General features: G+C 70.0%; 12 protein-coding genes and 1 pseudogene. 8 read left to right on the plus strand and 5 right to left on the minus strand.

Annotated elements, in window-relative coordinates; translation table 11 throughout:
• Positions 1–40: 40 nt before the first annotated feature.
• The 7 genes and pseudogenes from CDN99_RS06130 (at position 41) to CDN99_RS06155 (ending at position 4,960) form a co-directional block, all read left to right on the plus strand.
• Complete coding sequence (locus CDN99_RS06130; protein ID WP_088383691.1) at positions 41–1,003, plus strand: LysR substrate-binding domain-containing protein; 963 nt, start codon at positions 41–43, stop codon at positions 1,001–1,003.
• A complete protein-coding gene (gene gluQRS, locus CDN99_RS06135) occupies positions 1,000–2,034 on the plus strand; it encodes a tRNA glutamyl-Q(34) synthetase GluQRS (RefSeq protein ID WP_088383693.1) in 1,035 nt (344 codons plus the stop codon). Before CDN99_RS06130 ends, gluQRS begins: the two co-directional genes overlap by 4 nt.
• Positions 2,035–2,142: 108 nt before the next feature.
• Positions 2,143–2,487 (plus strand): annotated as a pseudogene (locus CDN99_RS29150) (FKBP-type peptidyl-prolyl cis-trans isomerase); the annotation flags it as partial.
• Between the two features lie 33 nt (positions 2,488–2,520).
• On the plus strand, positions 2,521–2,868 hold the full coding sequence (locus tag CDN99_RS29155; protein ID WP_238139420.1) for an FKBP-type peptidyl-prolyl cis-trans isomerase: 348 nt from the start codon (positions 2,521–2,523) through the stop codon (positions 2,866–2,868).
• A 79-nt stretch (positions 2,869–2,947) separates the two neighbouring features.
• Complete coding sequence (locus CDN99_RS06145) at positions 2,948–4,063, plus strand: threonine aldolase family protein (RefSeq protein ID WP_088383697.1); 1,116 nt, start codon at positions 2,948–2,950, stop codon at positions 4,061–4,063.
• A 28-nt stretch (positions 4,064–4,091) separates the two neighbouring features.
• Complete coding sequence (locus CDN99_RS06150; protein ID WP_141100666.1) at positions 4,092–4,352, plus strand: hypothetical protein; 261 nt, start codon at positions 4,092–4,094, stop codon at positions 4,350–4,352.
• 11 nt (positions 4,353–4,363) lie between these two features.
• Positions 4,364–4,960, plus strand: coding sequence for a hypothetical protein (locus CDN99_RS06155; RefSeq protein WP_088383701.1), 597 nt, complete (start codon positions 4,364–4,366; stop codon positions 4,958–4,960).
• Here the strand turns inward: CDN99_RS06155 and CDN99_RS28125 are convergent.
• The 5 genes from CDN99_RS28125 to CDN99_RS06175 all read right to left on the minus strand — a co-directional run bounded on the left by CDN99_RS28125 (position 4,896) and on the right by CDN99_RS06175 (position 10,952).
• Positions 4,896–5,378, minus strand: a complete 483-nt coding sequence (locus tag CDN99_RS28125; protein ID WP_141100667.1) for a hypothetical protein — start codon at positions 5,376–5,378, stop codon at positions 4,896–4,898. The genes CDN99_RS06155 and CDN99_RS28125 overlap by 65 nt on opposite strands.
• A gap of 156 nt (positions 5,379–5,534) precedes the next feature.
• Positions 5,535–6,599 (minus strand): tRNA 2-selenouridine(34) synthase MnmH, encoded by a 1,065-nt coding sequence (mnmH, locus tag CDN99_RS06160; RefSeq protein ID WP_088383703.1) that lies wholly within the window; start codon positions 6,597–6,599, stop codon positions 5,535–5,537.
• A gap of 16 nt (positions 6,600–6,615) precedes the next feature.
• A complete protein-coding gene (locus CDN99_RS06165; RefSeq protein ID WP_088383705.1) occupies positions 6,616–9,237 on the minus strand; it encodes a [protein-PII] uridylyltransferase in 2,622 nt (873 codons plus the stop codon).
• 13 nt (positions 9,238–9,250) lie between these two features.
• Complete coding sequence (gene map, locus CDN99_RS06170; protein WP_088383707.1) at positions 9,251–10,069, minus strand: type I methionyl aminopeptidase; 819 nt, start codon at positions 10,067–10,069, stop codon at positions 9,251–9,253.
• Between the two features lie 55 nt (positions 10,070–10,124).
• Positions 10,125–10,952 carry an undecaprenyl-diphosphate phosphatase gene (locus CDN99_RS06175; protein WP_088383709.1) on the minus strand — a complete coding sequence of 276 codons (828 nt, stop codon included), beginning with the start codon at positions 10,950–10,952 and terminating at the stop codon, positions 10,125–10,127.
• A 374-nt stretch (positions 10,953–11,326) separates the two neighbouring features.
• On the opposite strand from CDN99_RS06175, the gene CDN99_RS06180 reads away from it, so the two are divergent.
• Complete coding sequence (locus tag CDN99_RS06180) at positions 11,327–12,136, plus strand: TetR/AcrR family transcriptional regulator (protein WP_088383711.1); 810 nt, start codon at positions 11,327–11,329, stop codon at positions 12,134–12,136.
• Positions 12,137–12,139 lie beyond the last annotated feature (3 nt).

The raw sequence follows: 12,139 nt of genomic DNA on the forward strand, positions 1-12,139 counted from the left end.
GGGCGGGGGCTTGAAGCCAGCGTTCAAATAAGATGAAGGGATGTCACAACAAGACAAACGACGGGTGCTGACGCCCGAGGCGCTGGCGATGATGGACAGCATCGCCCGCAGCGGCAGCTTCGCCGCGGCGGCGCGCGAGATGGGCAAGGTGCCGTCGGCGCTGACCTACTCGGTGCGGCAACTGGAGGACGCGCTGGACGTGCTGCTGTTCGATCGCAGTTCGCGCCAGGCCGTGCTGACGGCCGCCGGCCAGGAACTGCTGACCGAGGGGCGCCGGTTGCTGCAGGAGATGGACGCCGTCGCCAACCGCGTCAAGCGCGTGGCCACCGGCTGGGAGAGCGAGCTCACCATCGCCTTCGACGACGCCATCGCGCGGCGCGCGCTGTTCGATCTGATGGAGGCCTTCTATCAGCAGGCCGAGGACGGCAAGCCGCCGCCGACGCGCCTGAAGCTGCGTACCGAGGTGCTGTCCGGTACCTGGGAGGCGCTGATCTCGGGCCAGGCCGACCTGGCCATCGGCACCAGCGCGCAGCCGCCGGGCAGCTCGGTGGTGTGCGAGGTGCTGGGGCCGATGGAGATGGTGTTCTGCGTCGCGCCGCATCACGCGCTGGCGGATTTCGAGGGCACCTTGACCTCGGCGCAGATCGCGCGGCACCGCATCGTCGCGGTGGCCGACACGGCGCGCAGCCTGGCGCCGGTGACGGTGGGCGTGGTGCCCGGCCAGGAGGTGCTGACGGTGCCGTCGATGGCCATCAAGCTGGAGGCGCTGCTGCGCGGACTGGGCGTCGGATCGTTGCCTACGCCGATGGTGCGGCGCCACGTCGACGCCGGCCGGCTGGTCATGAAGCAGACCTTCCAGGGCAAGCGGGTCTCGCCGATGCATTACGCGTGGCGCAACACCGGCCACCCGCCCGCGAAGGCGTTGTCCTGGTGGCTGCGTCAACTGCAGAGCGAGACCACCCGCCGCGCGCTGCTGGAGCAGCACGAGGGCCTGGTGCTGTGAGCCTGCCGCCGGATCGACCCGCGGGGCGGTATGTCGGCCGCTTCGCGCCGTCGCCGACCGGGCCGCTGCACGAGGGCTCGCTGGTCGCGGCGCTGGCCAGCTGGCTCGATGCGCGCGCGCACGGCGGGCGCTGGCTGGTGCGGATCGAGGACGTCGACGGACCGCGCTGCCCGCCCGGCGCGGACGCGACCATCCTGTCGCAGCTGGCGCAGGCGCGGCTGCTGCCGGACGAGCCGCCGGTCTGGCAATCGAGGCGCGGCGCGGCCTACGGCCAGGCGTTGGAGCGCTTGCGCGCCGCCGGCTGGGCCTACCCCTGCGGCTGCTCGCGCAAGGACATCCTGGAGGCCGTGGCGGCCCGCGGCGATCAGCGCGAGCGGCACGGCGAGCTGGTGTACCCCGGCACCTGCCGGCACGGCCTGCGCGGCAAGCCGGCGCGCGCGTGGCGCCTGCGCAGCACGGCGGGGCGGGGCGCCGTCGACGGCATCGACGGCGATGTCGCTGTCGATGCGGGTGTCGACATCGATCCCGGCCCCGGCCGCAGGGCCGAAATCGATGCCGATGCGGACTTTCGCATCGACTGGCATGACCGCCGGCTCGGCGCGCAATCGCAGGACCTGACGGCCGAGGTCGGCGACTTCGTGCTCAAGCGCGCCGACGGCCTGTGGGCCTACCAGTTGGCGGTGGTCGTCGACGACGGGCTGCAGCAGGTCACCGACATCGTCCGCGGTGAAGACCTGGCGGACAACACGCCGCGCCAGATCCGGCTCCAGCAACTGCTGGGCCTGCCGCGCCCGCGCTACCTGCACACCCCGCTGGTGCTGGGCGAGAACGGCGAGAAGCTCTCCAAGCAGAACGGCGCCCGGGCGCTCGACTTGCGCGACCCGCTGGCGGCGTTGCGGCGGGCGGGAACGGCGCTCGGGCTGCCGGCGTTCGCGGCGCGGGAGGCGTCCAGCACGGCGGACTGGCTGGCGCAGGCCACCGCGCTGTGGCGCGCGCGCGAGGTCGATCGCGGTTCGCACGACCGCCGCTGATCCCCTGGACGGGGACCTCGGCAAACACCGAAGGGGCGTCGGCGGCTGGCATGATCGCGGTTTTGCACATGGGAGTCCGAACCGGACTTCCGCTTCGAGGAACCTGCGATGAAAACGACCGACAGCGGCCTGCAATACGACGACACCACGCCCGGCTCCGGCGCCACCGCGCGCGCCGGGCAGGACGTCCAGGTGCATTACACCGGCTGGCTCTACAAGGACGGCCAGAAGGGCGCCAAGTTCGACTCCAGCAAGGACCGCGGCGAGCCGTTCGAGTTCGAGCTCGACGGCGGCATGGTCATCAAGGGCTGGGACGAAGGCGTGCAGGGCATGCAGATCGGCGGCACCCGCGTGCTGGTGATTCCGCCGGAACTGGGCTACGGCGCCCGCGGCGCCGGTGGCGTGATCCCCCCGAACGCGACGCTGCTGTTCGAGGTGGAATTGCTGGGCGTGTCCGGCGGCGCGGAGCCGATCGCGCTGAACAACCTGGTCAAGACCGCCAGCGGCCTGCAGTACGAGGACACGACGACTGGCGAAGGCGCCGTCGCGGAAGCCGGCAAGCGCGTCACCGTGCATTACACCGGCTGGCTGTTCCAGAACGGCCAGCGCGGCCGCAAGTTCGACTCGTCCAAGGACCGTCGCGATCCGTTCCGCTTCCACCTGGGCGGCGGCGAGGTGATCAAGGGCTGGGACGAGGGCGTGCAAGGCATGAAGGTCGGCGGCACCCGCTTCCTGGTGATCCCGTCCGAGCTCGGCTACGGCCCCTACGGCGCCGGCGGCGTGATCCCCCCGCACGCCACGCTGCTGTTCGAGGTGGAGCTGGTCGCGGTCTGACCGGACCGACGCTCGCTCGCCCCTTCAACGCCCGCCGGGATCTCGCCTCGGCGGGCGTCTCCATTTCCGGACGCTCCACATGCCCGCATTGAGCCCCTCTCAAGCCGATATCGAACTCCGCAACCGCTGCACCCGCTGGTTGAACGGCCACCGGCCGATGCGCTCGATGCGCGAATCGCTCCAGGCCCTGCTGGCGTTGCCCGAGGCCGACCAGCCGCTGGATGTCTACGGCGACGGCGCCGTGTTGCAGACGCTGGAGGCGGACGTGGCGACGCTGCTCGGCAAGCCGTCCGGGCGCTTCTTCCACAAGGGCGTGGCCTGCCAACTGGCGGCGCTGCGCGTGTGGTGCGGCGAAGGCCAGGGCCCGGTGGCGCTGCATCCGCAGAGCCACATCGCGATCGACGAGGAAGAGGCCTTCGAGCGCCTGATGGGACTGCGCGGCTTGCGCGTCGGCGAGCCGGACACGCCGTTCACGGTGGTCGATCTGCAAGCGCTGGCCGAGAAGCCCGCGGTCGTGGTCGTCGAGCTGCCGCTGCGGCGCGGCGGTTTCCGGTTGCCCGATTGGGACGCGCTGGTCGCGATCAGCGCGTGGTGCCGCGCGAACGGCGTGAAGCTGCACTTCGATGGCGCCCGGCTGTGGGAATCGGCGCCGCATTACGGCCGCTCGCTGGCCGAGATCGCGGCGCTGGCGGACTCGGTCTACGTGTCGTTCTACAAGGGCCTGGGCGGGCTCGCCGGCAGCGTGCTCGCGGGGCCGGAGGACTTCATCGCCGCGCTCGCGCCGTGGAAGTCGCGGCTCGCCGGCAATGTCTTCTCGCTGTACCCGTTCGTGCTGAGCGCCATCGCCGGTCTGCGTCGGCAACTGCCGCTGATGGGCGGCTACCGGGAGCGGGCGAGGGCGCTCGCCCAGCGACTCTGCGCGGAGCGCGGCTGGCGCGTCGCGCCGGACTTGCCGCATACCAACTCGTTCCAGCTGCACCTGCCGGTCGACCCGGCGCGCCTGCCCGATGCGCTGCGCGCGATCGCCGCCGAGCGAGGTTTCTGGCTGGGTGCGCGGGCCGTGCCTTCGGTGCTGCTGGCCGATGGCGCGATGGTGGAAGTTGTCATCGGCGATGCGGCCGAGGGCTGGACCGACAATGAGGCGATCGAGGCGTTGCGCGCGGCGGTGAGCCAGGCTCATCGAGCGTCGGCCTGACGCCTCCATTCCCCTCCAAGGCTTGTTCATGATGCACATCTCCCCCGTCAAAGTCATCGCCGGCATCGCGGCCGTCATCCTGGCCGTGGCTGGCTTGTTCTTTGCGTCCCACGTGCGTCAGGCCGCGGTGGACATGCTCTCGGTCGTCCGTCTGGGCTCGTCGGGGAAGAGCGCCCAGACCACCCGTCAGGCCGAGGTCACGGCCACGCCCTCCGGCGTGCGCGTCATCCCCATCGGCGTGGCCGCTCCGCCGAGTTCGGGCAACGCCGGGCAGTCGACCGGCCGTTGACTCGCTTTGCGATGCGCAAGCCCCGTCGCTTCGACGATGCGCTGATGGAACCGCCTGACGCCCTCGGGGCGGTCGACGAGGCGTTGCTGGCCTCGCTTCGGACCTGGTGCGAAGAAGGGGCCTTCCCGGTGCTGACGGAGCCGCTGCGCGTGGCCAGCATCGCGCCGCACGCCGGTCTGGATGGCGCGGCTTGCGGGCTGGACGGCAGTCACGAACTGGCGCGCATGGGCCGCTCGCGAGGGCTGCTCTGGCGCGTGCGGATCCTGTGGCGCGAGTGTGTGACGCAGAGCGGCACGCAACGAGGAGATCCGTGGGATTGCGGGTGGTGGAGAGAGGGGCCGTTGGACGCCGCCGAAGCGTTCCGGCCGCGGCGGCCCACGCTGTTGATGGTGCGTGAAACGGACCCCGCTGTGGTCGCGGCGCTGCTGGCCGCGCTGCGCGCGAACACCCCGGCCTTTGGCAGGCCGGTGCGGGTGGTGGCGGTGTCGACGGCGGAAGCCGGACCTTCAAGGTCCGGCGTCTACGATGAGGGAAGGTCTGCCATCAGCGCGGACAGCCACGGTCCGGATGATCGAGGTAGTACGCAACCTCTTTGGCCCGCACGCTGAAGATGGGCCCCGCACCGCGCGCGACAACCTCGGCTTTGCACTGCTCCGTCGGTTGAACATCCGCCAGGAACTGGACGGTCCTCCCAAGCTTCCCATTGCCCCCTTTTGCGACGATGAACCCTTTTCCCGACGGCGTGACTTCTATCCAGTCGCCAGCATAGGGCCCCGAGGGAATCATGACGACGCCACCACCAGGCACCGTAGTGGCTTGATTCGTCGAGGCCATGGGACCGATGAACTGGCAGCCGCGCCAGCCGGCGCGCACCCGTTCGGCCGCTTCCTGGGGTTCGATCGCCATGCAGACGCGGATCGATTCGGCCTGTCCTGCGCGGAGTTCCTCGGGCGAGCGGCTCAGCAGGCCACCGCATGCGGTCAAGGTGACAGCGGCAAATGCGCTGAGGGCGAAAAGGCGTCTCATCGGTGTCCTTCTGGGCAGTCTCGCCCGGCCGTGGTAGAAGCGGAGGACGGCTACTGTAGTCGCCTCCTTCACGCTTGGATGCATGCCGTCAGGCAGGACCCTTCGAGAGGTCACCGCATGGGAGGCCGACAGTCATTCGCGCCCGGTCAGGCTCGTCTAGCTCGCCAGCGCGATCAACGCCCGCGCCACCCGCGCCGTCTCCACGTCCCCGCCATCCCGCAGCTCCACCCTCGGCGCCGTGACCAGCCGCGGAAAGTGATTCGTCAGCGACCGCTCGTACCCCGGGTCGTAATGCTCCCGCATCAGCTCGCCGAAGACCTGCGCCCACTGGCCCTCGCGCGCCAGGGCTTGCCACCGCTGCACGCGCTCCCGCCCGCGCAGCGCGATCAGGCCGTCGAGCAGGCGGTTGAACGCCTCCGGCGTCGCCATGAAGTGCGCGTAGTCCTCCAGCAGCAACTGCACGCGGCCAGCCTCGGCCATCTCGATCCACATGCAGCGGCCGGTCTCGCGCAGATGAAAGTGCAGCGAATCCGGCAACTGCACCGCGCCGATCTTGCGGCTCTCGCTTTCGACGAAAACGGGTCGCGCCGGATCCAGCGCCACCAGCGTCTGCCACAGCGCCGTGTCGAACGCCTTCTGGCCCGGCTGCGGCTGATCGGGCAGGGCGCCCAGCACCGAGCCGCGATGGCGCGCCAGCGCCTCCAGGTCCAGCACCTGCGCGCCCGCCGCCGACAGGGCGTGCAGCAAGCGCGTCTTGCCAGACCCGGTCTTGCCGCACAGCACCACGACCTCGAAGCGGGTCGGCAGGGACGCCAGCGTCTTCAGCACCTCGCCCCGGAACGCCTTGTAGCCGCCGACCAGTTGCAGCGACTTGAATCCGATCTGGTTGAGGAACCAGTTCATCGCGCCTGAACGCTGGCCGCCGCGCCAGCAGTACACCAGCGGGCGCCAGTGCTTGCGCATCAGCGCGCGGTTGGCGTCCAGGTGATCGGCGATGTTGCGGGCGACGAGCGCGGCGCCCAGCTTGCGCGCCTCCAGCGGATCCTCGCGGTAGAGCGTGCCGACGATGCGGCGCTCCTCGTCGTCCAGCACCGGCCAGTTGATGGCGCCAGGCAGATGGTCTTCGGCGAACTCGCCCGGCGAGCGCACGTCGATGACGGCGCCGAACTCGCCCAGCCGCGCGAAGGCCTCGGCGGAGGGGATGACGTGGTATTGGCTCATGAGCCGCCGCGCGCGCTCACTGGACCGCCAGCGCGTCGAGCAGCTCGCCTTCGATCTGCAACTGCAGCCGGCTTTGCTGCAGGGCCGCGCCGTCGAGCAGGAAGGTGTCTTCCACGCGCTCGCCCAGCGTCGAGACCTTGGCCAGCTGCAGGTTGATGCCGTGCCGCGCCAGCACGCGCGCGATGGCGTACAGCAGGCCGGCCCGGTCGGTGGCGCTGACCGACAGCAGCCAGCGCTGCGCCCGTTCGTCCGGTCGCAGCGCGATGCGCGGCGTGAACGGGAAGCTCTTCACCCGACGCGACAGCCGGCCCTTGCGCGGCTCCGGCAAGGGACCCTGCGCGACCAGTGCCTGACCGAGCTTGGACTCGACCAGCGCGGTCAGGTCGCGGTGGTGCAGGTCCAGCTCCGGCGCGATCACCTGGAAGGTGTCCAGCGCATAACCGGTGCGTGTCGTGTGCACCTTGGCGTCCAGGATGTTGAAGCCCGCGCCGTCGAAGTAACCGCAAGTGCGGGCGAACAGGTCCTGCTGGTCGCGCGCGTAGACGAGCACCTGCAGGCCTTCGCCGACCGGCGACGGGCGCGCCCGCACCACGGGCTCGGCGCTGTCCACGTGCCGCCACAGCGCGCGCGCGTGCCAGGCCAGGTCCTGCGCATCGTGCCGCGCGAAGTAGCTCAGCTCCAGCGTTTTCCACAAGGCGTCCTCGGTGCCCGGCAGTTGCGCCTTCAGCGCCAGCGCCTGCCGCGCCTCCTGCTTGCGGGCCTCGATCTCGGCCGCCATGTTCAGCCGCGCGCCGCCCAGGGCCCGCAGCGTCAGCCGGTACAGGTCCTCCAGCAGCTTGCCCTTCCACGCGTTCCAGACCTTGGGTCCGGTGCCGCGGATGTCCGCCACGGTCAGCAGGTAGAGCGCCGTCAGGTGGCGCTCGTCCTTGACCAGTTGCGCGAAGTGCTGGATGACCTCCGGGTCGGACAGGTCCTCCTTCTGCGCCACGCGGGACAGCGTCAGGTGATGCTCGACGAGGAACACCACCATGTCCGCGTCCGCCTTCGACAGCCCGTGCGCGCGGCAGAAGCGCCGTGCCTCGACGGCGCCCAGGTCCGAGTGGTCGCCGCCGCGGCCCTTGGCGATGTCGTGGAAGAGGGCCGCGATGTACAGCAGCGCCGGCCGGTCGAGCTGCGCCGCGAGCTGCGAGCAGAACGGGTACTCGTGCGTGTGCTCCGGAATGAAGAAGCGCCGGATGTTGCGCAGCACCATCAGGATGTGCTGGTCCACCGTGTAGACGTGGAACAGGTCGTGCTGCATCTGCCCGACGATGCGCCGGAACACCCACAGGTAGCGCCCCAGCACCGAGGTCTGGTTCATCAGCCTGAAGGCGTGGGTCTGGCCCTGCGGCTCCTCCAGGATGCGCATGAACATCGCCCGGTTCGCGGGATCGCGCCGGAACGCGCTGTTCATCAGGCCGCGCGCGTTGTACAGCGCGCGCAGCGTCTTGGCCGACAGGCCCTTGATGCCCGGCGTCTGCTGGTAGACGAGGAAGGTCTCCAGGATTGCATGCGGCTCGCGCTCATACAGGTCGTCGGTCGCGATCTCCAGCATGCCGGAGCGCTCCAGGAAACGATCGTCGACCCGCCGCAGCTCGTTGCCGCGGGTGCCGTTGATCTGCTCCTCCAGGTTCAACAGCGTGATCTGGTTGAGCTGCGTCACCGCCTTGGCCGCCCAGTAGTAGCGGCGCATCAGCTTTTCCGACGCGCGCAGCGACCGGGTCGATTCGTAGCCGAAGCTCTCGGCCACCGCCGTCTGCAGGTCGAAGACGAGACGGTCCTCGCGCCGCCTGGCCACCAGGTGCAGCTCGCAGCGGATCAGCTTCAGCACGCCTTCGTTGCGCTGCAACTGGCGGGCCTCGAAGGGCGTGATCAGGCCCTTGGCCGCCAGCTGGGGCCAGGTCTTGCCCAGCCCCGCGCCGCGCGCGATCCAGATCAGCACCTGCAGGTCGCGCAGGCCGCCCGGGCTCTCCTTGCAGTTGGGCTCCAGCGCGTAGGGCGTTTCTTCGTACTTCGTGTGGCGCTGGCGCATCTCCAGCGTCTTGGCGCGCATGAAGGCGCGCGCGTCCAGCGCCTGGCAGAACGCCTTGTCGAAGCGCTTGACCAGCGGCCCGGCGCCGGCCAGCCGGCGCGACTCCAGCAGCGCCGTCTGGATGGTCACGTCGCCAGCGGCCTCGTCCAGACATTCCGTCAATGTGCGGACCGAGGAGCCGATCTCCAGTCCGATGTCCCAGCACGCGGTGATGAAGGCCTCGATCGCGCCCTTGAGCGGGCCGGGCCGGTCCGGCGTCAGGCCGTCGGGCAGCAGCACCAGGACGTCGACGTCCGAGTGGGGGAAGAGCTCGCCGCGGCCGTAGCCGCCCACCGCCACCAGCGCCGCCTCGGGCGTCACGGCGGCCAGGCCGGATTGGGTCCAGAGCGCCTGCAGCGTGCCGTCGACGTGCCGTGCCAACTGGCGCATCAGCCGCGAGGCGGCCGACACGTTGGCCTTGGACTGGGCGAAGTCCTGCAGCAGCTGCTGCTTGCCGGCCTTGAAGCGCTGGCGCAGATCGGCGATCGACAGCGCGGCGGCCTCGCCGGACGGCACGACGGCATTCATGGCCGGACGGGCCTCAGGCCTGCGCGGCCACCGGCTGCACGAACGCGGGCACCGCGGGCGTGCCGGCCGACTGGGTCAGGATCTCGAAGCCGGTGTCGGTCACCAGCACCGTGTGTTCCCACTGCGCCGACAGCGAGCGGTCCTTGGTGACGATGGTCCAGCCGTCGCCCATCTCGCGGATCTCGCGCCGGCCGGCGTTGATCATCGGCTCGATGGTGAAGACCATGCCGGGGACCAGTTCCTCCAGCGTGCCGGGGCGGCCGTAGTGCAGCACTTGCGGGTCCTCGTGGAACTTCTGGCCGATGCCGTGGCCGCAGAACTCGCGCACGACGCTGAAGCCGGCGTTCTCCGCGAAGGTCTGGATGGCGTGGCCGATGTCGCCCAGGCGCGCGCCGGGCTTGACCTTCTGGATGCCCTTCCACATCGCGTCGTAGGTGAACGCGCACAGCCGCTTGGCCGCGATCGAGCCCTCGCCGACGACGAACATCCGGCTCGTGTCGCCGTGCCAGCCGTCCTTGATGACGGTGACGTCGATGTTGACGATGTCCCCGTTCTTCAGCGGGCGGTCGTTGGGAATGCCGTGGCAGACCTGATGGTTGATCGAGGTGCAGACCGACTTCGGATACGGCGTGTAGCCCGGCGGCTGGTAGTTCAGCGGGGCCGGGATGGCCTGCTGGACGTTGACGATGTAGTCGTGCGCCAGCTTGTCCAGGTGGTCGGTGGTGACGCCCGGCTTGACGTGCGGGGTCAGCATGTCCAGCACCTCGGAGGCGAGGCGGCCGGCGATGCGCATGGCGTCGATATCGGCGCCGGTCTTGATCGTGATGGTCATAGGGCCGGCATTTTAGGCGTTCGGTCATTCCCGCGCCGGCCCCGGGCCGGCGCGCTCAATCCGCCCAGGTCACGACGCCGGTGAAGGCGGTCACCAGGACCACGATGCCGAAGGCGATGCGGTACCAGGCGAAGGGCACGAAGCTGTGGCTGGCGATGTAGCGCAGCAGCCAGCGCACGCAGATCCACGCGCTGATGAAGGAGAACAGCAGACCCACCGCGAACAGCGGAATGTCCCCCGTCGACAGCACCGAGCGCTCCTTGTAGAGGCTGTACAGGCCGGCGCCGATCAGCGTCGGGATCGCCAGGAAGAAGCTGAAGTCCGTGGCCGCCTTGCGCGACAGGCCCAGCAGCATGCCGCCGATGATGGTCGCGCCGGAGCGGCTGGTGCCCGGCACCATCGCCAGGCATTGCACGAAGCCGACCTTCAGCGCGTCCATCGGCGACATCTGGTCGACGTCCTGGATGCGCACGGCGCTCTGCGGGCGGCGCTCGGCCCACAGGATGATCACGCCGCCGATGATGAAGGTGCTGGCCACGACGATGGGCGTGAACAGGTGCTCCTTGATGACCTTGCCGAACAGCAGGCCCAGCACGACGGCCGGCAGGAAGCCGATCAGCACGTTCAGCACGAAGCGGCGCGCGCGGGCGTCGTTGCCCAGACCGGCGGCGGTCTCGCGCAGGCGTTGCCAGTAGACGATGACGACGGCCAGGATGGCGCCGGTCTGGATGGCGATGTCGAAGACCTTGCCGCGGGCGTCCTCGAAGCCGCCGAGCAGCGAGCCCGCCAGGATGAGGTGGCCCGTCGACGAGATCGGCAGGAATTCGGTCAGGCCTTCCACGATCCCCATGATCGCGGCCTTGATCAGCAGCACAGTGTCCAAAACTTCGGCTCCATGAGCGGCGCCTCGCTCGGGTCCGGAGGCAGCCGGCCGCGATGATAGCCGCGCCGCGGGCCTCCTCTGGTGCGGTGCAGCACCCGGGCGAGGGGGCCCGTTTGTGAGGATCCCGTGAAGGTCTTCAGCGTCGCTTCAGGGCGCCTCGTCCCGGGTCTGGGATGGCGAGTCCGGCCGCAGCCGATGCCGCCTCGCGCCGACGCGGCAATCACCCCGGAACGATGCCGGCAGAGCCCCGGCATGGGCGTCGAACGCAGGCCGGCATGACTTCGGACATGACCCGGCTTGACCGGCCCGAAAGCCCGGGGCTACAGTACTGACCGGTTAGTCAGTTAGTTGCATCGCGCATCCGCCCATCGCCCATGCCTCGCGCATCCCGTTCATCGCCCCCCACGGCGCCCGCTCCGGCGTCCGTTTCCACGTCCGCCCCGGCACCGGCCGGCGCCTTCGCGTCGGCGTCCGATGCGGTCGGCGATCCGGTCTCTGATTCGACCGCCGAGTCGGTGGCGGCCCCGGCCTCCTCTAGGCAGCGCCGCAAGGAGGCCCGTCCGCAGGAACTGCTGGAGGCGGCGCTGGCGCTGTTCGTCGAGAAGGGTTTCGCGGCCACCCGTTCGGAGGAAGTGGCCAAGCGCGCGGGGGTGTCCAAGGGGACGCTTTACCTCTATTACCCGTCCAAGGAAGAGCTGTTCAAGGCCGTGGTGCGCGAAGCCATCGGCGCCAAGATCGCCGAGGGCGTCGAAGAACTGGGCAAGCACCAGGGCTCGATGGCGGAACTGCTGGGCTGGATGCTCTGGAGCTGGTGGGAGCGCATGGGACTGACGCCCGCCGGCGGCATCCACAAGATCATGATGAGCGAGGCCCGCAACTTCCCGGAACTGGCCGCGTTCTACCAGGACGAGGTCATCGAGCCCAGTTGCGGGCTGCTGGCCGAGGTGGTGCGCCGCGGCATCGCGTCGGGCGAGTTCCGCGACGTCGACCCCGAGACGACGGTGCTGGTGCTGATCGGCCCGGTGCTGCACTTGGTGCTGCACCAGCACTCGATGGGCGCGGCGGAGGTGGCGCACTCCCACAAGCCGCCGGCCGAGCAGGTCCTGGCGCTGCAGCTCGAATTGATGTTCGAGGGACTTCTCAACCGCCCGCGGGAGCCGTCCGCTCCCCGGTCACCCGCCTAGAAT

This window comes from Roseateles aquatilis (assembly GCF_002205645.1).
In the GTDB taxonomy this organism is placed as follows: domain Bacteria; phylum Pseudomonadota; class Gammaproteobacteria; order Burkholderiales; family Burkholderiaceae_C; genus Roseateles; species Roseateles aquatilis.

Coding starts and splice junctions, on each gene's coding strand:
- CDN99_RS06130 (WP_088383691.1), top strand. CDS start 41: ATGTCACAACAAGACAAACGACGGGTGCTGACGCCCGAGGCGCTGGCG.
- CDN99_RS06145 (WP_088383697.1), top strand. CDS start 2,948: ATGCCCGCATTGAGCCCCTCTCAAGCCGATATCGAACTCCGCAACCGC.
- CDN99_RS06150 (WP_141100666.1), top strand. CDS start 4,092: ATGATGCACATCTCCCCCGTCAAAGTCATCGCCGGCATCGCGGCCGTC.
- CDN99_RS06155 (WP_088383701.1), top strand. CDS start 4,364: ATGCGCAAGCCCCGTCGCTTCGACGATGCGCTGATGGAACCGCCTGAC.
- CDN99_RS28125 (WP_141100667.1), bottom strand. CDS start 5,378: ATGAGACGCCTTTTCGCCCTCAGCGCATTTGCCGCTGTCACCTTGACC.
- mnmH (WP_088383703.1), bottom strand. CDS start 6,599: ATGAGCCAATACCACGTCATCCCCTCCGCCGAGGCCTTCGCGCGGCTG.
- CDN99_RS06165 (WP_088383705.1), bottom strand. CDS start 9,237: ATGAATGCCGTCGTGCCGTCCGGCGAGGCCGCCGCGCTGTCGATCGCC.
- map (WP_088383707.1), bottom strand. CDS start 10,069: ATGACCATCACGATCAAGACCGGCGCCGATATCGACGCCATGCGCATC.
- CDN99_RS06180 (WP_088383711.1), top strand. CDS start 11,327: ATGCCTCGCGCATCCCGTTCATCGCCCCCCACGGCGCCCGCTCCGGCG.